The sequence below is a fragment of the Flavobacterium sp. P21 genome (assembly GCF_050632225.1).
GTDB lineage: Bacteria > Bacteroidota > Bacteroidia > Flavobacteriales > Flavobacteriaceae > Flavobacterium.
Genome location: NZ_CP192585.1, coordinates 2,682,070 through 2,702,755 on the forward strand (window position 1 = coordinate 2,682,070; position 20,686 = coordinate 2,702,755).

Consider the following 20,686-nt stretch of genomic DNA (forward strand, 5'->3'; position numbering starts at 1 on the left):
AGATTCTAACAAGGTTTTCATTTTTTATATCTCTTCAGATTTATCTTCTCTTCATTGTCTGATGAATGGAGGTAATAATTGACTAGCAACTTCTCCAAAACCAATTCTTACGTCATGATTTTCGCAGAAACCTCGAATAATTACAGTATCATGATCTTCAATGAATTTACGTTCTCCACCGCCATTCAATTGAATCGGATTTTTTCCTCCCCAAGTTAATTCTAACATAGAACCAAAACTATCTGGGGTTGGTCCAGAAATTGTTCCAGAACCCATCATGTCACCAGAATTCACACGACATCCGTTTGAAGTATGATGCGCTAATTGCTGGCTCATGTTCCAATATAGGTATTTGAAATTAGATTTAGAAACTACAGTTTCTTCTTGATCTACAGGTTGAATAGAAACTTCTAAATGAATATCAAAAGCTTTCTTTCCTTTACTTTGTAAATATGGAAGCGGAGACGGATCTTGTTTTGGTCCTTTAGTTCTAAAAGGCTCCAAAGCATCCATAGTCACAATCCAAGGCGAAATTGAAGTCGCAAAGTTTTTAGCTAAAAATGGCCCAAGCGGTACATATTCCCATTTCTGGATATCACGCGCACTCCAGTCATTTAGCAAAACCATTCCGAAAATATAATCTTCTGCTTCATAAGTTGGGATATTTTCTCCCATAATATTTACATCAGTAGTAATAAAAGCGGTTTCAAGCTCAAAATCTACTAAACGAGATGGTCCAAAAACAGGATAATCGCCACCTGCAGGCATTGTTTGCCCCATTGGTCTGTGAACCGGAATTCCAGACGGAACAATTGTAGAACTTCTTCCGTGATATCCTACTGGAATATGAAGCCAGTTTGGCAATAAAGCATTTTCTGGGTCGCGGAACATTTTACCTACGTTTGTAGCATGTTCTTTACTAGAATAAAAATCGGTATAATCGCCAATTAAAACAGGCAATTGCATCTCGACATCATCAATATTAAAAATAACAATATCGCGATCTTTTGTTGAATCTCTAAGTTGCGGATTAGTTGCGTCGAAAATATCAGCGATACGATTTCGAACTAAACGCCATGTTTTTTTCCGTCAGAAATAAAATCATTTAGCGTGTCTTGCATAAACATATCATCGGTTAAATCTATTCCCTCAAAATAGTTTAACTGTTGTAAAGCCCCTAAATCTATAGCGTAATCACCAATTCGTGTTCCTACAGTAACGACATTTTCTTTAGTAAGAAATACACCGAAAGGAATATTTTGAATAGGGAAGTCGCTATTTTCTGGCACTTCTAACCATGATTTTCTTTTGGTATCGTTGGCGGTTATTGGCATGTTAGATGTTAATTATTTGTTGAAAAATTACATGTCAAATATATCATAATCTAACTGTATGACAAACGTTTTTTTGTATTTTTGCATCAAATTAACGAAAAACGAAAAAATGCAACGCGACGAACAAATTTTTGATCTTATCCAAGAGGAAAAAGAAAGACAAATTCACGGATTAGAGCTTATCGCTTCTGAAAACTTCGTAAGTGATGAAGTAATGGCGATGACTGGTTCTGTTTTAACGAATAAATATGCTGAAGGTTATCCTGGCAAAAGATATTACGGAGGTCGCGAAGTAGTTGACGTTATTGAGCAAATTGCAATTGACAGAGCAAAAGAATTGTTTGGTGCTGAATATGCAAACGTACAGCCTCACTCAGGTTCTCAGGCAAACACTGCTGTTTATCATGCTTGTTTGAATCCTGGAGATACTATTTTAGGTTTTGATTTATCTCACGGTGGTCACTTGACTCACGGTTCTCCTGTAAACTTTTCAGGTCGTTTGTACCGTCCAGTTTTCTACGGTGTAGATGCTGAAACTGGCCGTTTAGATTATGATAAAATTCAAGAAATTGCAACTAAAGAACAGCCAAAATTAATTATCGCTGGAGCTTCGGCTTATTCTCGTGATATGGATTTCGCTCGTTTCAGACAAATTGCTGACAGCGTAGGAGCGATCTTATTTGCTGATATTTCGCACCCAGCGGGTCTTATTGCAAAAGGATTATTAAGCGATCCAATTCCGCATTGCCATATTGTTTCTACAACAACGCACAAAACCTTAAGAGGACCACGTGGAGGTCTAATCTTAATGGGGAAAGATTTCCCAAATCCACAAGGATTAACAACTCCAAAAGGAGAAATCAGAATGATGTCTTCTTTATTAGATTTAGCTGTTTTTCCTGGAAATCAAGGAGGACCTTTAATGCACATTATTGTCGCTAAAGCGGTTGCTTTTGGTGAAGCATTAAAAGATGAGTTCTTTACTTATGCAATGCAATTACAAAAAAATGCAAACGCAATGGCTGATGCTTTCGTAAAAAGAGGTTACAACATTATCTCTGGCGGAACAGATAACCACATGATGCTTATTGATTTAAGAAATAAAAACATTTCTGGTAAAGAAGCTGAAAATGCATTAGTGAAAGCTGAAATTACAGTAAACAAAAACATGGTTCCTTTTGACGATAAATCTCCGTTTATCACTTCTGGAATTCGTGTTGGAACAGCCGCAATCACAACTCGTGGCTTAGTTGAAAAAGATATGGAAACTATCGTAGCTTTAATCGATAAAGTTCTTACAGATCATACAAACGAAGATCTTATCGAAGAAGTTGCTGAAGAAGTAAACGAATTAATGAGCGAAAGACCAATTTTTGCATATTAATTAATTATAAGTCTTAAAGTTTTTAAAGTCGAAAGTCAAAAGCCTTATTTTTGACTTTCGATTTTTGCTTTTATAACTCATAACTTTTAACTCATAACTTTTAACTCATAACTCATAACTCATAATTTAAGAAATGGGCGTATTAAGATTACAATTGCCAACTGACCCAAGATGGGTAAATATTGTTGAGAAAAACATCGAAGAAATTTTGACAGATCACGCTTGGTGCGAGCAAAAAGCGACAACAAATGCTATTACCATTATTACAAACAATCCAGAACATCAGGATTTGGTTCAGGATTTATTGGCTTTGGTAAAAGAAGAAGTAGATCATTTTGAGCAGGTGCATAATATCATCATCAAACGCGGATTGAAATTAGGTCGTGAGCGCAAAGATGATTACGTAAACGAACTATATCAATACATGAAAAGAAGCGGCGACGGAAGCCGTGTTTCTGGACTAGTAGAAAGACTTCTTTTCTCAGCTATGATCGAAGCAAGAAGTCGCGAACGTTTTAAAGTACTTTCAGAAAACATTCAAGATGAAGAATTAGCTGTTTTTTACAGAGAATTAATGGAAAGTGAAGCAGGACATTACACGACTTTCATCACTTATGCTCGTAAATACGGAGTTGGAATTGATGTTGAAAAACGCTGGAGAGAATGGTTGGCTTTTGAAGAATCAATCATTACCAATTACGGAAAAGGAGAGACTATTCACGGGTAGTTTTTTAGTCTTGAGTCTCAGTGGCAGTTTTCAGTTTTTACTTTGTGAGTCTTTGTGAAAGCTTTGCGAATCTTTGTGAAATTAAAAAGTGCTTTTCGCGAACGCACATCAGTAATTGTTCAAAAGTTCAAGTTTTTGTTAATCTAATATCTGAAATCTAAAATCAGAAATTCTTACATTTGAGAGTAACCAAAATCTCAAACTATGAGAATAGAAATAGACCTAAAATTAGGCTTTAAAGATGTAATGTTTAGACCTAAGAGATCAACGCTCAAAAGCCGATCTGAAGTTTCCTTAGAACAAAATTTCAAGTTTTTGCACAGCACTGCAAGTTGGACAGGAATTCCAATAATGGGAGCCAATATGGATACGGTAGGAACTTTTGAAATGGCTAAGGTTTTGGCAAACGAAAAGCTTTTTACAGCTATTCATAAACATTACACTTTAGAAGAATGGAATAATTTCTTAAAAAATGCAAATCCAGATTTCTACGATTATATTGCCGTAAGCACTGGAACAGGAAAAGAAGATTTTGAAAAAATCGGAAAAATTATAACTGTAAATCCGTTGCTGAAATTTATCTGCATCGATGTGGCAAACGGCTATTCAGAGCATTTTGTTCAATTCTTAAAGAAAACCAGAAAACAGTATCCTGATAAAATCATTATCGCAGGCAATGTAGTTACAGGCGAAATGACCGAAGAATTGCTTTTAGCAGGAGCTGATATCGTAAAAGTCGGAATCGGTCCTGGTTCTGTATGTACAACGCGTGTTAAAACGGGTGTCGGTTATCCACAATTATCTGCAATTATCGAATGTGCAGATGCCGCTCACGGTTTAGGCGGACATATTATAAGCGATGGTGGTTGTACAACTCCAGGCGATGTTGCCAAAGCTTTTGGAGCTGGTGCCGATTTTGTAATGCTTGGCGGAATGCTGGCAGGACATACAGAAAGTGGTGGTGAACTGATAGAGGTAAAAGGCGAAAAATTTAAACAATTTTACGGAATGAGTTCGAAAACAGCAATGGACAAACATTCCGGAGGTGTTGCCGAATATCGTGCTAGCGAAGGAAAAACAGTTCAAGTTCCGTTTAAAGGAGATGTGATTTACACGGTTTTAGATATTTTGGGAGGAATAAGAAGCACTTGCACTTATGTTGGGGCTTCAAGATTAAAAGAATTAACAAAAAGAACCACTTTCATCCGCGTAAGCGAACAAGAAAATCAAGTTTTTAAAAAATAATATGATTAAAATTACAGAAGCATTTGTTGAAGATATTGCTAAAATTCAAGAAATTGCACACATAACTTGGCCAATTACTTATGGCGAAATTTTAACTTCAGAACAATTAGAGTATATGTTAGATCTAATTTATTCTGATGAAGCGCTTTCAAAGCAAATTCAGAATAAAGAACAGTTGTTTTATTTGATTTCAGATTCAGAATCAGTAATTGGTTTTATCGGAATTGAACATAATTATAAAGATGAAGCCATAACGAAAATCCATAAAATTTACCTTTTACCAGAAACACAAGGGAAAGGTTATGGTAAAATTGTTTTTGAAGAAATTGCTAAAATGGCTTTAGAAAATAATTCAACCGAACTTTTATTAAACGTAAACCGATTTAATACGGCTTTGAATTTCTATAAAAAGCTAGGTTTCGAAATTAAAGAAACGGTCGATATAGAAATTGGAAATGGGTATTTAATGGAGGATTATGTGATGGGGAAGGAAATTTAATTTAACCAAGTGTGTTTACTCGAAAATCAAAGAAAGTTTTATTGACTAAATTATATTTTATATTCCAATAATAACTGCCTCCATCTGCGACATCATACCATTCGGTTTTCCATTTTTTTCTGAAGTGTAATTTTCTCTCCAAAGAAAATTTATATAAATAATTCTTTCCCCTTTCTCGTTAAAAAAGCCAATATACTGTCTATTGTACTTGTCTAAGTTTTTGTGTATTAAAGGGGTGAATTTATTAGTGTTGATAGCTTTTATGTTTTTATTAAGCAAAAATTCTAATTCTTTGATTTCATTTGAAGTAGGGGTGAATCGCTCTGAATTATCAAAAAGATAGGAATCATAATCTTTTGGAAAAATTACTCCTATGTTTTTATATGAAGTTGTTTTTTGAGAGTATGTTATTAGATGAAAGAGTAAAAAAAGAAGAATAGAAAGCTTTTTCATTTGTTTTATTAAAATTAAATTAATTCAACTCACAATTACATCATGTTTAAACAATAATCCTTTCACTTCCTTCAAAGAAAAAACAGCTTTTTTCAATTTAGTTTTTGACGGATCGATTGTATAATTGTAGCTAGTTTTAAAATCGGTTTTGTTGGCGATGGCTTTGTCAAATTCGGAGCGGTATAAATCACAGTTGTAGAAAACTACATTCGTTAAATCTGCGACCATAAAATCAACTGCGATCAAACTGCAATTGGTAAAAAAAGTTCCTTTTAATTTTAAGGTGTAAAACTTTGAAAAATCCAAAGTGCAGTCATTAAATTCGATTTCGAAAATCAATTTGTCGCACATTGCAAAATTAACGTCTTTGATTTCACATCGGTTGAATCTTGCTGTTCTAAAAGCCACATAATTAATTTTGGCTTCGCTGAAAATACAATCATTAAAAACGCAGTCTATAAAAGTAACAGCAAGAAAAGTACAGGCCGAAAAATTACAATTATTAAAAACGCAACATTCAAAATCCTTAAAATTTAAGTCCTCTTTGGCGTAAATAATCGTATTGTATTCTTTGTCAAGAAAATATTCGCTTTCCTTTTTCAACTCTTTTTCGGTAATTATTTGAGGCTGAAAAGGTAATAATTTGTGGCAAAATATTCGGTCTAAATCATAAAACATTTTAAAAATCTATCCGCTTTCGTATAAAAATAATGTAGCTTTACGCTTATTTTTTAAGGTAAAACATATCAATTTTATTATATGGAATCAACAAGAAAAGAGCATGATTTTTTAGGAGAATTAGAAATTCCTAATCATTTATACTACGGAATTCAGACTTTTAGAGCGGTAGAAAACTTCAATATTACCGGAATTCCAATTTCAAAAGAACCTTTATTCATCAAAGCTTTAGGATACGTAAAAAAAGTCGCTGCTTTGGCAAACAAAGACTGCAATGCAATTGATCCTAAAATTGCTGAAGCGATTTGCTACGGAAGCGATCAGGTTATTGCTGGTAAATTTGACAAAGAATTTGTGAGCGATTTGATTCAAGGTGGCGCAGGAACTTCGGTAAATATGAATGCCAATGAGGTAATTGCAAACATCGGATTGGAATATTTAGGTTACAAAAAAGGAGAATACAATTTCTTGCATCCAAATAATCACGTAAACTGTTCTCAATCAACAAACGATGCCTATCCATCGGCATTTAGAATTGCTTTGTATTTGAAAATGGAAAGCTTCATCAAAACTTTTGCTGGTTTGGAAGTCGCTTTTGCTAAAAAAGGAGAAGAATTTAAGGATGTCTTAAAAATGGGAAGAACGCAATTGCAAGATGCCGTTCCAATGACTTTAGGACAAGAGTTTAAAGCTTATGCAACTACAATTGGCGAAGATATCGTTCGTTTGAAAAATGCTCAGGAATTATTGTTAGAGATCAATATGGGCGCAACAGCAATCGGAACAAAAGTAAATGCACCAGAGGGTTATCCAGAAATCTGTGTAAAATATTTGGCAGAGGAGGTTGGAATTCCGTTAACGCTTTCACCAGATTTAATTGAAGCCACTGTAGATACAGGAGCTTATGTTCAGATTATGGGAACTTTAAAACGTTCTGCTGTTAAGATTTCTAAAATTTGCAATGATTTAAGATTGTTGAGTTCTGGTCCAAGAACAGGTTTAAATGAAATCAATCTTCCAGCGCGCCAGCCAGGTTCTTCAATTATGCCCGGAAAAGTAAATCCAGTAATACCAGAAGTGGTAAATCAGACTTGTTTTTATGTAATTGGTCAGGATTTAACGGTTACGATGGCGGCAGAAGCTGGACAATTGCAATTGAATGTTATGGAACCAGTTATTGCTTTTGCAATGTTTACATCTTTAGATTATCTTTCAAATGCAATTCAGACTTTAATTGACAAATGTATCAACGGAATTACGGCAAATGTAGATCACTGCTATAATATGGTCATGAACAGCATTGGAATTGTAACGCAATTGAACCCGATAATTGGTTATGAAGAGAGCGCAAGTATTGCTGGAGAAGCTTTAAAAACAAATAAAAGTGTACATCAGATTGCGGTTTTAGAACGTAAACTAATAACGCAAGAAAAATGGGATGAAATTTATTCTTTGGAAAACTTGATCCATCCAAAATTTATCACAAAATAGTATTTGATATTACAAAAACAATAACAAGCCGTCATTTTATGGACGGCTTTTTTTATTTTATATTTATTGATTTTGTACTGTAAAATCTTGAAAATAAGCCATATATTTACATATGAATTGATTATTGTTTCCAAAAATTAAAACTTAGCATGGTAAAATTTTTAAAAAATAATTACTTTCAGAATAACTATAAAATCTTCGGATTGCTTTTTTTATTCAATTTAGCTTATTAGCACAAACTGAAATTGACTCTTCCAAGATTTGTCCTCCGAAAACAATATTAGAAATCTTTAAAAAAAGGATTCTGTTTATGTTGTAAAACCCGTAAAAAATAGCTTTTTCTTGATTATTCCTGCAATTGGTTCCCAGCCGGCAACAGGATTTTTTTATGGTGCTGTGGCACAATATACATTTAAAGGAAAAGAAAAAGCAGATAAATATTCTATTGCCAATGTTGGAATAACCTATACTACAAAAAAACAATGGCTGGTAAATGTCAAGAATAATATTTTGCTGAAAAACAACAAGATATTTTTAAGTGGTGATTATCGTTTGTATATCTTTTCACAGCCCAATTATGGTTTAGGAACAAATATTATTCCGCCTCGACGAGATGAAATTCCGGGATTCAGTATTGATTCAATTGCCGAGCCGATGGATTATAATTACTTCAAGTTTCATCAGGCAGTTTCTTTTCAGATGCATCCAAATTTTTATGTTGGCGGTGGAATTAACATCGATTGGTATTCGAGCATTGTTGATAAAGATCTTGATGTTGCAAATGGGAAGTTTACTTATCATTATAATTATAACCAGCAATATGGCTTTGACGACAAAGAGTATTTTTTGAACGGAATGAGCCTTAATTTGGTTTATGATTCGAGAGACAACCAAGTAAATGCAAGTCATGGATGGTTTGCCAATATCAATTATCGATTTAATCCGGTTTTGTTTGATAATCAAGAAGTAAGTAATGTTTTGTATGCCGAGTATCGAAATTTTATTCCGGTTTCGCAAAAAGATAAACGATATATTCTGGCGCTTTGGACATATGGACAATTTGTTACCAAAGGAAAAGTTCCGTATTTGAATTTGCCTGCAATTGGCTGGGATCAGCGAAGTCGAAGCGGAGAAGGATATACTCAGGGATTGTTTAGAGGAACAAATTTGGTTTATGCGGCTACTGAATTTAGATTTCCAATTACTTGCAACCAAATGTTGAGCGGTACTGTCTTCACAAATTTTGTAACCACAAGCAATCCAGATACTGACACCAAGCTTTTTCAATATATTCAGCCAGCATTTGGTCTGGGTCTGCGTGTTTTAATTGATAAAGCTACAAGAACCAACTTGATTATGGATTATGCTTGGGGGAACAGTTCTAAAGGTTTTTATTTGAATGCAGGCGAAACTTTCTAATTTTTTTGGTCATAACTAATGTTCGTGTTTGTAATCGATTGAGTATAATTTATTTTTATTATTCAACACATAGAAACATAGATTTTATTTGTCTAAAAGAACTTAAGAAAGAAACTAGTTTCTAACACATAGCTATCTATGTTCATTTAAAATAAGTGAAACGCCTTTTTTAAGTAATCTAAAATCTATGTTTCTATGTGTTTGGATTAATTGGGCCAAACGAGTTGTTCATAATTAAATCATAATTTTTAACTATTCTGATTTACATTTTTAATGTCAATCCTTATTTTTGTTGTATATCCAAATTTAGATGAAGTTACTAATAGTCGAAGACGAACCAAATCTTTTGTCGATCTTAAGAAAAGGATTTGCTGAAAACAACAACGAAGTAAGTGTGGCTCTCGATGGCAAAACGGCTCTCGAAATGATTCATAATTACCATTTCGATGTTGTAGTTTTAGATGTAATGCTTCCGGATATCAATGGAATTGAAATTTGCCGAAGACTTCGCGCTGGCAAAAACTTCGTGCCAATTTTGCTTTTGACAGCCTTAGGAACTTCTGAAAATATTGTAACAGGATTAAATGCCGGAGCAGATGATTATCTGGTAAAGCCTTTTAAATTTGGTGAACTTGATGCCAGAGTAAATGCTTTACATCGAAGAGCCAGTCAGGATACAGAAAGAATCGATAAAATCATAATTGGTGATTTAGAGATAGACGGAAAAGCCAAATCTGTAAAAAGAGATGGAGAAGCAATTGTTTTGACAGCCAAAGAGTTTAAATTATTGTATTATTTAGCCAGAAATGCCGGCAGAATTGTTTCCCGTGATCAAATTCTGGATAATGTCTGGGATATTAATTTTGATATGAACACAAATGTTGTAGATGTTTATATCAATTATTTGAGAAAGAAAATTGATAAACCTTATAAAATCAAACTGATTCATACCATGAAAGGTTTGGGTTATGTTATACAGCTATAAAATGGATATAAGAAAAAAATTACATTCAATTATGTAGCTTTATCGACTTTCAGTACGTTATTGTTATGTATTATCGTTTTCGTTTTATTTAGAGAAAATAACCGTTATCATTTTTTAAAAAGGTTGGAAGACCGTGCTAAAATTGTAGCTTCGATTCATTTTCAAAAAGATCCCGAAAAAATAAAATACTACAGCAATCTTAAAAAAATGGACTGGAAGAACTTATTGAAGAAGAAGAATATGTTCTTAAAATAAACAGTGCCAATAGTTTTGATTATAATACAAAACTGAATTTGCCTAACGAGTTTTATACCAACATTCTAAATACCGGAAAAGATTATTTTGAAGTCAACAGCAAGTATTATTTAGGTCAGGTCTTTACAGAAAGTAACCAAAAATATATTGTGATTGTTGGCGCAAGAGATCGAAGAGGAAAAACAACGAGTATTTATATTATAAAAATATTGCTTTTTGGTGGTATCGGATTTGTGCTTTTGGCTTTCTTTTTAGGTCGTTTTTTAGCAAAAAGAGTTATTGATCCTGTTGCGAGAATTACGAAAGAAGTAAACCGAATTAGCGCATCAAATCTTCACAACAGATTACCGGAAATCAAAAATTCAGATGAAATTTCAGATTTGACACATACTTTCAATGATATGTTAGATCGATTGGAAACTTCGTTTGAAATTCAGGCCAATTTCATAAATAATGCGTCACACGAATTAAAAACACCAATTACGACGATTATTGCCGAGTCGGAAATTATGCTTTTAAAAGAGCGTCAGGTTTCTGAATATATTGAATCTTTACAAAATATATACAGTCAAGCTTCAAGACTTGGGAATTTGACTGAAAGTTTGCTGAAACTGACCCAAACAGGTTACGACGGAAAAAAACAGGTTTTGGATATCGCCAGAATTGATGAACTCTTATTGGATGTGAAATCTGATTTGGATAAAATTTATCCAGACAACCGCGTGATTATCAAACTTAATTTCGCTCCAAAAGATTCTAATTTACTTTTAATTCCGTGTAACAAACCGCTTTTAGAATTGGCAATAAATAATATTATTACCAACGGCGTAAAATATTCTGATAACAATGAAGTTTTTGTAACGCTTTCAGCGAATAAGGAATCGATTAAAATTGCGATCAATGATATCGGAATCGGAATTCCACCAGAAGATATTCCGCATTTATATGAACCTTTCTTTAGAGGGAAAATTGCAACTAAATATATAGGTTATGGTTTAGGGCTTCCTTTGGCATCAAAAATCATTCGCATGCACGACGGCGAAATCCAAGTGCAGTCTGAACAAAATAAAGGAACAATAGTTACCATTATTTTCAACAAATCAAAACTCAAGAAAAACAACATTAAAAATTCTAATGTTGAATCTTAGAAAATTCTAATTTAAGATTAATATCCTTCTAATTTACAGGGAGTTATTTTGTATGTATAAAATAAATGATTATACTTATGAAAAATATCCTTATACCCACTACTTTAAAAAATGATACCATTTGCGCAGTAAAATCTGCTGTAAATCAAAGCAAAGATTCGGCATGTGAAATCATTTTATTGATGGTTGCCGAAACTCCGGATTCCTTTTCTTCTTCATTTTATTTGCGTGAAATGAAAACCGGACTTACCATAAGTCAGGAAGAAGTTCTGGAAACGTGCAGATATATAGTAGAACATACACCAAACTGCAAAATAAAAGTCCACAATCAATACGGACTTTCATCGCCACTTTTCAAACGCGTTATTGAACATTTCTCAGTAAAATTGGTCATTCTGACGAATTCATACAAACGAGAAACAAAACGTATACATCAATATTTGATTCAATTGGCTGGAAATCAAAAATGCCCAATTCTGCATTTAGGAAATGAGAACTTAAAAGAAGATTTCACAAAAGCACTTTATATTGAAAACGGCAGAGCCAACATGCATGTTAAAGATGTACAGCAATTTTTGAATGAGAATTTCTCCTATGAAATTGTAAGTCAGACTTCTAAAATAGACGATGATTACGAAAATCTTGCTCCTTATTTGTCTGAAGCAATTTCGAAATATGAGATCGATTTGCTAGTTGAAACCAGAAAAGGAGAAAAAATCAAATTCAAAAAAAATAAAAAAGAAAACATTAATGAAAAACTAGGACTTCCGGTGCTTTCATTGTACGAAGAGATGGTTTGATCAGTTATTGGTTAATGGTTGTTGGTTAATGGTTGCTGGTCCCACAATTTTCTAATAACTGATTCTATAAATGTGAGATCGCATAAAATATAGTTTTAATACTATTTATTAAGCAAACTGCCAACCATCAACCATTAACCAAAAACCACCAACCAAAAACTAGAAACATTAATTTAAAACCGAAAATATGTTATTAAAGAAAAGAATACCAATGAAGTACGTTCTCGGGAAAATTAAAGTAGAAATTGTACTTGTATTAGCTTACACGATTTTATTTGAGATTTTTCATTATTATTTCATCAATTTACCTGTAGATATTCCTATTGCAATTCCAACGATGATTGGAACCATTATATCACTTTTATTAGCTTTTAAATCAAATCAGGCTTATGACAGATGGTGGGAAGCCAGAATTGTGTGGGGAGCAATTGTAAACGATTCCAGAAGTTTGATTCGTCAAGTTTTGACTTTTTATAAAGATCCTGATTTTTCTGTTGAGGCAAGCGAATTCAAAGAAAATTTTGCCAAAAGACAAATCGCTTGGTGCTACAGTTTAGGTCAGGCGCTACGAAATAAAGATGCCGTAAAACCCCTTGAAGGCTTGATGAGCGAAGAGGAGATAAAATACATCAAAAATCACCAGAATGTCCCAAATGCGATTTTAATGTTGCACGGAAGAGATTTACGAAATGCTAAAAACGACAAAAGATTCAACAAATATCAGCAAGTTGAAATCGACAATACTTTATCGCGATTATGTGATCATATGGGGAAATGCGAGCGAATTAAAAACACCATTTTTCCAACAACATACAGTATGTACATTAGATTGACATTGTGCTTGTTCATTTTGTTGTTGCCTTTTGGCTTGACAAGTGTATTGAGCTGGTTTGCAATTCCGTTGATTACCGCAATCGGCGCGGCGTTCTTTTTGATTGAACGAATGGCAATTCATTTGCAGGATCCTTTTGAAAACAGACCTACAGATACACCGGTTACGGCGATTGCAAATACGATTGAAAAAAACATCAAGCAAATGCTGAACGAATACCAAAGTGAATTTGATATTCTGAAAGAATTTGAGTTGAACGAAGAACCTAAAAAGGCAGATAAAGGTGCCTATTATGTTTTATAAAAAATAATTGACTTGGTTTCTCAATTTGTTCCAGGCGCTGTTTTGATTAGTGGCGCTGTCTGGTTTTTTATTTAATTTTTTGAAAAGAAATCGTATGGTTTTGTCATTCCGAGGAACGAGGAATCTCCATAAGAAACTCCGTCTAGAAATTCGCCAATCTTTGTCAAGCTACTTGCGGAGATTCCTCGTTCCTCGGAATGACAAACTTTATGCGAAATACTACAATTGTTTCGCCAATCTTCCCAAAGTCTGAATAGCAGTTCGTAATTCATTTGTCCAAGGAAGACCAAAACTCAAGCGCATACAGTTTGAAAACTGATCCTGAAAAGAGAAAATTCTGCCCGGAGCAATACTAATATTGTGCTTCATAGCCAGATGATAAAACGCGAGCAGTGTCAATTTTTTTATCCAATTCTACCCAAAGAAAAAGCCGCCTTGAGGTTGGCTGACTTTTGTTCCTGCGGGAAAAGATTCTAAAACCGTATTGATATAATTATTACAGTTTCTATTCAAAATTTGACGGATTTTTCTAAGATGATTTTCATAACGTCCATTTTTAAGAAAATCGCCAACAACTTCATGTGTAATTGTAGGAGAGGAGATCGTGTGATACAATTTTGTTCGTAGAATTTCTTTTTGAATTTCCCTGGAGAAACCCAGCCAACACGATATCCGGGCGCCAAAGTTTTTGAAACCGAACTGCGGCAAAGTACAATACCGCTTTCGTCATAAGTTTTGCAGTTTGTTGGTCGGCTTGCGCCAAAGTACAAATCGCCGTGAATATCATCTTCAATCAACGGCACATTATAAAAATCCATTAAGCGTACAATTTCTTTTTTATGTTCAATCGGCATCATACTTCCAGAAGGATTGCTAAAATTGCTCATCAAAACACAAGCTTTTACTTTATTGGTTTTAAGTGTTTTTTTACGGCTTCTAACTCAATTCCTGTTGTCATATTGGTTGGAAGTTCCATTACATACAAGCCTAAGGATCTTGCAAGCTGTAAAATACCAAAATAAATCGGACTTTCCGTAATAATAGTATCTCCGGGTTTTGTCAGCGTCAGCAAACAATCAGAAATGGCAGAAATACAGCCCGGAGTTGTGATAATATCTTCTTCTGTCAAAGAACCGCCCCAAGTAAAAGACCAGCGCGCAATTTCTTTTCGCAAGTTGCTATTTCCTTGAACTTCCTCATAACTTGTACCGCTATTTGGCAATTGGCGCATGGCCTGAACCATTCCTTTATTCAATTTTGCAATTGGCAACAATTCATTTGAAGGAAAACCGAGCGAAAGCATTGTAATATCTTTAAGTCGCATATCGCCATAAACCAAATCGACTAAATCTTCACGGTCAATATTTTCAACTTTCAAAATTGGCTTACTTGCAGAAGGCTCCGCAATAACTCTGGCCGAAATATTACTCACATAATAGCCAGATTGCGGACGCGATTCAATCAATGATCTGCTCTCAACTTCGTAATACGCTTTGCTTACCGTGCTCATGCTGTAGCCAGTTTCAGCACAAACCTCTCTTATCGATGGCAATTTGTCGCCAACATTCAAAAGACCAGATTTGATTTGCTTTTCAATAACATCTGCAAACTGTAAATACAAGTAATTGGAACTTTTCATATTGTGGTATTTATTGTTTTTTATTGGTAATATGTAATTCGCATATTTTCATTAGTGTTTGCGATCAATTTACGGTTATGCTCATTTCATAAAATAAACTGTTACGCCGCAATTTACAAAAACTGTATCTGTATTGCTGTTTTATTTTTAAGAAATTTGTCTCAGAAAAAAAGAAGAAATAGAAATCGTGAAAACAACAAAATATTATACAGCGACGATTACCGCTTATACAGTATGGGGATTTTTCAGTTTGGTCCTGAGGCCAATTCATGATTATCAATCCTTAGATATTTTATTTTTTAGAGTTTTCAGTTGCAGTATTTTAATGCTATTGATCGCTTTTCTTTTTAAAAGAAGCAAAATAAAAGAAACCGTGGGGAGTTTCGTTGCGCTTTCTTCTTCAGAAAAGAAGAAAGCAGTTTTGCTTAATATTAGTGGAAGCTTTTTTTAATGGCCAATTGGTTCACTTACATATATGTTATGAATCATGTTAGCGTTAAGGCGACTTCTCTAGCATATTTGGTTTGCCCAATTTTGACCACTTTATTGGCTTATTTTTTATTGAAAGAAAAATTAGCAAAAACACAATGGCTTGCTGTTGGATTAAGTATTTTAGGTTGTTTATTGCTTTCTTACGCAGATATTATGGATATGTTTTTCAGCATCATCATCGGGTTGACGTATGCCTCATATTTGGTAAGTCAAAGAATCAACAAAGGTTTTGATAAATTCGTTGTGCTAACATTTCATATTACTTTGGCGGCGCTGGTTTTATTGCCTTTTTATCCAGCTTACAGCGGACCAGTGCCAACAGAATTCAAGTTTTATTTCTGTATCGAAACCATTGCAATTGCGTTTACCATAATTCCGTTGTTTCTGAATTTGTATGCGCTTTCAGGACTTCCTTCTTCAACTGTGGGAATGTTATTGAATATTAATCCAATGATCGCTTTTATGTTGGCGACATTTGTTTTCAAAGAGAAAATAAGCACTTTACAGATTGCGGCTTACAGTATAATTTTTATAGCGGTGTTAGTTTTTAATTCACATCATATTTTTGCGATAAGACAAAAATATATCCTGTCGTCTAAAGATTCTCAATAGTTGGTTTTGCATTTTTTATTGGTTTAGAAAGTAAAATTACGAGAATCTTAACAGGGTTTTAAAACAGGAATGATTATTTTTCATTCCTGTTTTTTTTATAAAAAAATAAGCCACAGATTACACAGATTAAAAGGATTAATTGTTTTGTGCAAAAAATCAGCCACGAATTCACGAATTATTTGAATCTGCTTTTTAAATAATTCGTGAATTTGTGGCGAAAAAAAATCCTTCTAATCTGTATAATCTGTGGCAGAAAACCATTAAAAACCGAATTCCTATTATATGAAACCAGCAAAACTTCAAGCCTTTCTTCCTTTGTTTTATTTAGTGTGGTCTGATGATCTTCTGACTCAGAAAGAATTTTCGACACTAAAAGATTTTATAAATTCCTTACACGTTTTATCACAAGAAGAAAAAGAGTATTTACTTTCGAAAGTAGATATTTCAAATCCGCCTTCGCGAAATGAACTTACACAATGGAAATTGGATATTGAAAAAAGTATTCAAGATAAATCGTCTATCAAATCAATTTTTGATATTGCAAAAGCGCTTTCTGGAAGCGATTTGGATTTAACGCCAATTGAATCTGATTTTAAAAAACTCGAAAATGATTTAGGAATTTTAGGTGAAGAAGCGCTTCAGAATTTCAAAACAAAAGCAGATTCGTTTACGGCGAATTCTCAAACGACAAGCAATTTTGATATTCAAAAAATAACCGAATTATTAGACGGAAAAGAAGCGCCAATCATAAAAAGAGTAAAATCAATTATTTCCCGACCTGAATTTGCTTATGAAACTTCGACAGATATTAATGTTTTTCGCGAAACGGTTTACAATTGGTGCAAAATTTTAGCCGAAGAAAACCTTGGAAATATGGCATATCCTAAAGAATATGGTGGCGGAGGAAATGTAGAGGATTATTTTGCAATCATGGAAACGCTGAGTTATCATGATTTGAGTTTGGTAATCAAATTTGGCGTGCAATTCGGACTTTGGGGAATGAGTGTTCAGTCACTTGGAACCGAAAAACATTATGCTAAATATCTAAAAGATATTGGTTCGCTGAAACTTCCAGGCTGTTTTGCCATGACCGAAACACATCACGGATCAAACGTAAAAGGATTAGAAACAACTGCAACTTATAATCACAGCGACCAGACTTTTACGATTCATACGCCAAATAAAAATGCCCAGAAAGAATACATCGGAAACGCAACAGTTCATGGCCAAATGGCAACTGTTTTTGCAAAATTAATCATTGATGATCATGATTATGGCGTAAATGCTTTTGTAGTTCCGTTGCGCGATACAAACGGAAATACTGTGAAAGGCGTAACCATTGGTGATTGTGGCCATAAAATGGGTTTAAATGGCGTTGACAACGGAACAATCAGCTTTGATAATGTCGTAATTCCGAAGGATAATATGCTGGATCGTTTTGCTTCTGTAAACGAAAAAGGCGAATTCGAAAGTCCGATTCCGAGTGATAATAGACGATTTTTTACGATGTTGGGAACTTTGGTAGGAGGAAGAATCGGAATTCCGCGTTCGGCTTTAGGCTGCGACCAAATCAGGATTGACAATTGCCATTCGCTACAGCGATCAAAGAAGACAATTTGGACCAGAAGGCGGATCAGAAGTTCCGATTTTAAATTACAGAATGCATCAGCGTAGATTACTGCCGAATTTGGCAAAAACTTATGCCGTTCATTTTGCACTTCAATATCTTACGAATAGATTTTTGAATAGAACTGAAGCTGAAATGCAAGAAATAGAAGCTTTGGCGACAGGATTGAAATCATATTCAACTTGGAGTACACGAGATATTTTGCAAGAATGTCGTGAAGCCTGTGGCGGAAAAGGATATTTATCTGAAAACCGAATAGATGCATTAAAAAATGATACTGAAATCTACACCACTTTTGAAGGAGATAATACCGTTTTAATGCAATTGGTTGCTAAAAACCGTTTATCTGAATTCAGAAAATCTTTTGGCGAAATGGGTTCGCTCGGCATCATCAATTATGTGTATGAAAATGCCAAAACTGCTTTATCCGAGAAAAATCCAATTGCAACGAGAAGAACTGAAGATGAACATTTGTTGGATTCAGAATTCCATCATCAAGCTTTTGTTCATAGAGAAAAAACAATATTAGCATCGGCGGCGCGACGTATCAAAAAATTAGTTGATGGCGGTTTAGAAGCTTATGACGCCTTTAATGTTGTACAGCATCAAATGATTGACGTTGCGCAGGCTTATTTGGAGCGAATTGTTTTAGAGCAATTTCAAGAAGCTTTAAAAACAATTAACGATGAAAAATCAAAAGAAATTTTGACCAAATTATATCAATTATTTGCGCTTTCGCAGATCGAAAAAAACAAAGCCTGGTATCTTGAAGACGGTTATATGGAAGCGGTTAAAACAAAAGCGATTCGTAAAATAGTCAATCAATTATGCTGGGATATTCGCCCAGATGCGGTGGCGCTGGTCAATGCTTTTGATATTCCAGAAAGCTGTTTGTCGGCACCAATTGCTAAACAATAATTTTTAAAAGCCACGAATTGCACGAATTTACACGAATTATAATTTTTAAATACAGTACAAAAATTAGTGATAATTCGTGTAATTCGTGGCGAATAAAAAACTTAGCACCTTAGCATCTTAGAATCTTAGTATCTCATTATATTTGCTTTTCTAAAAACTATCGACCACCACTTTGAAAAATCTTTTACTGTTTTGTGCATTATTGCTCAGCTTTCCAGCATTTGCTTTGGATAGCGAGGATATTATTTTGGATAAATTAAATGATGCACTAAAAAATAAACAGCATTATGTAAAGCTCAAAGAAGAACGAATTTTAAACTTCAAAAAAATAAAATCGGAAAATTTAACTCCGGAACAAGAATACAATTACAATAAGACTTTATATTTAGAATATCAGAAATTCAATTCAGATTCGGCTATTCGATATGTAAAGAAGAACATCAAAATTGGCGAACAGCTTCAAAATAAAGACCTTCTTAATTTAGCAAAATTAGAGTTGGTAACACTTTATTCGTCTTCAGGAAAATACCGCGAATCGGAAGCTATTATAAAAAGCATCAACAAGAAAAATCTTTCTGCAAGTTTATTGCCAACTTATTACATTTCATATCGCGAATTTTTTGAACATTATGCGACAAACAGTTATAATGAAGAATATCATCAGCAAATTGTAAAATACCGAGATTCGCTTTTACAGGTTTTAAAACCTAATACTTTAGATTATCAAATCACTAAACTTACGCAGGATCTTTTTCAGAGGAAATATGAGAATACACAAAAGAAGCTAGAAAACTTGCTAAAAACAATCACTGAAGATAATCCGCAATATGCTATTATTACGTATCTTTTAGGGAAAATTAATGAAGCAACCCATAATTTAGAACTTCGTAAAAAATATTATGCGCTTTCGGCTACTTCAGATTTAAAAAATGCCAATAAAGACAATGCTTCTCTACAAGAATTAGCTTCTGTTTTTTATGAAATTGGGGATGTTGATATGGCATATAAACTCACGCAGTCAGCAATTGAAGATGCACTTTATTGCAATGTGCAATTCAGAACGCTTTTAATGTCAGAGGTTTACTCGATTATCAATACTGTTTATTTAGAAAAAGAAGCAAAACGAAAAACGGAATTACAAGTTTATTTGCTGTGCATCAGTTTGTTATCGGTATTTTTAATTGTAGCGATTATTTATGTTTACAAACAAATGAAAAAGGTTTCGAGAATTCGTGCAGAACTCTATGAAACGAGTCAGAAATTGGCGGAATTGAATAAAGACATTACTCAAACCAATGAACAATTGCAGGAAACCAATTCACAATTATCTGAGTCTAATCATGTTAAGGAAGAATATATCGCGCATTTTTTCAGTCTTTGTTCGACGTACATCAACAAATTAGAAAACTATCGTATCATTTTGAATAAAAAAGCGGTACGCAAACAGTTTGATGAGATTTATAAAATTCTGAAATCAACTACTTTGGTCGATAATGAATTGGAAGAATTGTACAAAAACTTCGATATTATCTTTTTGAATTTGTACCCAACCTTTGTAAAAGATTTTAATGCGTTGCTGATTCCAGAAGAACAAATTGTTTTAAAACAGAATGAATTGCTGAATACCGAATTAAGAATTTTTGCTTTAATCCGACTTGGAATTACAGATAGTGTTAAGATTGCGGCATTTCTTCGTTATTCTTTGAGCACAATTTACAATTACAGAACCAGAGCTCGAAATAAGGTCGCAGTTTCGAGAAATGATTTCGAAGAAATGGTAATGAAAATTGGTTCATTAGCCTTGAAATCATAAAGAAATATTTTAAAATCACTACTTTTTTTGCT

At 33.8% G+C, this 20,686-nt stretch carries 15 protein-coding genes and 3 pseudogenes; 14 read left to right on the top strand and 4 right to left on the bottom strand.

The annotated features are described in order from the left end of the window. Window positions 1–51 precede the first annotated feature (51 nt). Window positions 52–1,334, bottom strand: a pseudogene (fahA, locus tag ACQ9BO_RS13300) (fumarylacetoacetase). A 109-nt stretch (window positions 1,335–1,443) separates the two neighbouring features. On the opposite strand from fahA, the gene glyA reads away from it, so the two are divergent. The 4 genes from glyA (at window position 1,444) to ACQ9BO_RS13320 (ending at window position 5,189) form a co-directional block, all read left to right on the top strand. Beyond that, window positions 1,444–2,718, top strand: a complete 1,275-nt coding sequence (gene glyA / locus ACQ9BO_RS13305; protein WP_431245114.1) for a serine hydroxymethyltransferase — start codon at window positions 1,444–1,446, stop codon at window positions 2,716–2,718. A 133-nt stretch (window positions 2,719–2,851) separates the two neighbouring features. Continuing rightward, a complete protein-coding gene (locus ACQ9BO_RS13310) occupies window positions 2,852–3,445 on the top strand; it encodes a tRNA-(ms[2]io[6]A)-hydroxylase (protein ID WP_431241108.1) in 594 nt (197 codons plus the stop codon). 204 nt (window positions 3,446–3,649) lie between these two features. Beyond that, window positions 3,650–4,690, top strand: a complete 1,041-nt coding sequence (locus ACQ9BO_RS13315; protein ID WP_431241109.1) for a GMP reductase — start codon at window positions 3,650–3,652, stop codon at window positions 4,688–4,690. 1 nt (window position 4,691) lies between these two features. Next, window positions 4,692–5,189: a GNAT family N-acetyltransferase gene (locus ACQ9BO_RS13320; protein ID WP_431241110.1), complete on the top strand. Its 498-nt coding sequence runs from the start codon at window positions 4,692–4,694 to the stop codon at window positions 5,187–5,189. A 57-nt stretch (window positions 5,190–5,246) separates the two neighbouring features. Here the strand turns inward: ACQ9BO_RS13320 and ACQ9BO_RS13325 are convergent, their stop codons facing one another. Together ACQ9BO_RS13325 and ACQ9BO_RS13330 are read right to left on the bottom strand one after the other, a co-directional pair. Then, window positions 5,247–5,642: a hypothetical protein gene (locus ACQ9BO_RS13325; RefSeq protein ID WP_431241111.1), complete on the bottom strand. Its 396-nt coding sequence runs from the start codon at window positions 5,640–5,642 to the stop codon at window positions 5,247–5,249. A 24-nt stretch (window positions 5,643–5,666) separates the two neighbouring features. Then, on the bottom strand, window positions 5,667–6,245 hold the full coding sequence (locus ACQ9BO_RS13330) for a pentapeptide repeat-containing protein (RefSeq protein WP_431245115.1): 579 nt from the start codon (window positions 6,243–6,245) through the stop codon (window positions 5,667–5,669). A gap of 156 nt (window positions 6,246–6,401) precedes the next feature. Here ACQ9BO_RS13330 and aspA point away from each other — a divergent pair, with 156 nt between their 5' ends. The 6 genes from aspA to ACQ9BO_RS13360 all read left to right on the top strand — a co-directional run bounded on the left by aspA (window position 6,402) and on the right by ACQ9BO_RS13360 (window position 13,553). Beyond that, complete coding sequence (gene aspA, locus ACQ9BO_RS13335) at window positions 6,402–7,811, top strand: aspartate ammonia-lyase (RefSeq protein ID WP_431241112.1); 1,410 nt, start codon at window positions 6,402–6,404, stop codon at window positions 7,809–7,811. Between the two features lie 342 nt (window positions 7,812–8,153). After that, entirely contained in the window at window positions 8,154–9,230 is a 1,077-nt protein-coding gene (locus tag ACQ9BO_RS13340; protein WP_431241113.1) for a BamA/TamA family outer membrane protein, read from the top strand. Window positions 9,231–9,540: 310 nt separating this feature from the next. Continuing rightward, window positions 9,541–10,215 (top strand): response regulator transcription factor, encoded by a 675-nt coding sequence (locus tag ACQ9BO_RS13345; RefSeq protein ID WP_431241114.1) that lies wholly within the window; start codon window positions 9,541–9,543, stop codon window positions 10,213–10,215. Between the two features lie 293 nt (window positions 10,216–10,508). Next, window positions 10,509–11,618: a HAMP domain-containing sensor histidine kinase gene (locus ACQ9BO_RS13350; protein ID WP_431241115.1), complete on the top strand. Its 1,110-nt coding sequence runs from the start codon at window positions 10,509–10,511 to the stop codon at window positions 11,616–11,618. A gap of 77 nt (window positions 11,619–11,695) precedes the next feature. After that, window positions 11,696–12,418, top strand: a complete 723-nt coding sequence (locus ACQ9BO_RS13355) for a hypothetical protein (protein ID WP_431241116.1) — start codon at window positions 11,696–11,698, stop codon at window positions 12,416–12,418. A 187-nt stretch (window positions 12,419–12,605) separates the two neighbouring features. After that, complete coding sequence (locus ACQ9BO_RS13360) at window positions 12,606–13,553, top strand: bestrophin family protein (RefSeq protein ID WP_431241117.1); 948 nt, start codon at window positions 12,606–12,608, stop codon at window positions 13,551–13,553. A gap of 219 nt (window positions 13,554–13,772) precedes the next feature. Here ACQ9BO_RS13360 and ACQ9BO_RS13365 read toward each other — a convergent pair. Next, a pseudogene (locus ACQ9BO_RS13365) lies at window positions 13,773–15,192 on the bottom strand (PLP-dependent aminotransferase family protein). Window positions 15,193–15,379: 187 nt separating this feature from the next. Here ACQ9BO_RS13365 and ACQ9BO_RS13370 point away from each other — a divergent pair. The 4 genes and pseudogenes from ACQ9BO_RS13370 to ACQ9BO_RS13385 all read left to right on the top strand — a co-directional run bounded on the left by ACQ9BO_RS13370 (window position 15,380) and on the right by ACQ9BO_RS13385 (window position 20,654). Continuing rightward, window positions 15,380–16,296: pseudogene (locus ACQ9BO_RS13370) on the top strand (EamA family transporter). 282 nt (window positions 16,297–16,578) lie between these two features. Further along, the gene (locus tag ACQ9BO_RS13375; RefSeq protein ID WP_431241118.1) at window positions 16,579–17,970 is read left to right on the top strand and encodes an acyl-CoA dehydrogenase family protein; all 1,392 of its coding nucleotides are present in this window, start codon (window positions 16,579–16,581) and stop codon (window positions 17,968–17,970) included. Continuing rightward, window positions 17,873–18,841, top strand: a complete 969-nt coding sequence (locus tag ACQ9BO_RS13380) for an acyl-CoA dehydrogenase (RefSeq protein ID WP_431241119.1) — start codon at window positions 17,873–17,875, stop codon at window positions 18,839–18,841. Before ACQ9BO_RS13375 ends, ACQ9BO_RS13380 begins: the two co-directional genes overlap by 98 nt. Before the next feature lie 172 nt (window positions 18,842–19,013). Next, a complete protein-coding gene (locus tag ACQ9BO_RS13385; RefSeq protein WP_431241120.1) occupies window positions 19,014–20,654 on the top strand; it encodes a DUF6377 domain-containing protein in 1,641 nt (546 codons plus the stop codon). Window positions 20,655–20,686: the final 32 nt, after the last annotated feature.

Bases quoted from the DNA above. Each gene is read 5' to 3' on its own strand.
- ACQ9BO_RS13315 (WP_431241109.1), top strand. From the start codon at position 3,650: ATGAGAATAGAAATAGACCTAAAATTAGGCTTTAAAGATGTAATGTTT.
- ACQ9BO_RS13355 (WP_431241116.1), top strand. From the start codon at position 11,696: ATGAAAAATATCCTTATACCCACTACTTTAAAAAATGATACCATTTGC.
- aspA (WP_431241112.1), top strand. From the start codon at position 6,402: ATGGAATCAACAAGAAAAGAGCATGATTTTTTAGGAGAATTAGAAATT.
- ACQ9BO_RS13320 (WP_431241110.1), top strand. From the start codon at position 4,692: ATGATTAAAATTACAGAAGCATTTGTTGAAGATATTGCTAAAATTCAA.
- ACQ9BO_RS13360 (WP_431241117.1), top strand. From the start codon at position 12,606: ATGTTATTAAAGAAAAGAATACCAATGAAGTACGTTCTCGGGAAAATT.
- ACQ9BO_RS13325 (WP_431241111.1), bottom strand. From the start codon at position 5,642: ATGAAAAAGCTTTCTATTCTTCTTTTTTTACTCTTTCATCTAATAACA.
- glyA (WP_431245114.1), top strand. From the start codon at position 1,444: ATGCAACGCGACGAACAAATTTTTGATCTTATCCAAGAGGAAAAAGAA.
- ACQ9BO_RS13310 (WP_431241108.1), top strand. From the start codon at position 2,852: ATGGGCGTATTAAGATTACAATTGCCAACTGACCCAAGATGGGTAAAT.
- ACQ9BO_RS13345 (WP_431241114.1), top strand. From the start codon at position 9,541: ATGAAGTTACTAATAGTCGAAGACGAACCAAATCTTTTGTCGATCTTA.
- ACQ9BO_RS13375 (WP_431241118.1), top strand. From the start codon at position 16,579: ATGAAACCAGCAAAACTTCAAGCCTTTCTTCCTTTGTTTTATTTAGTG.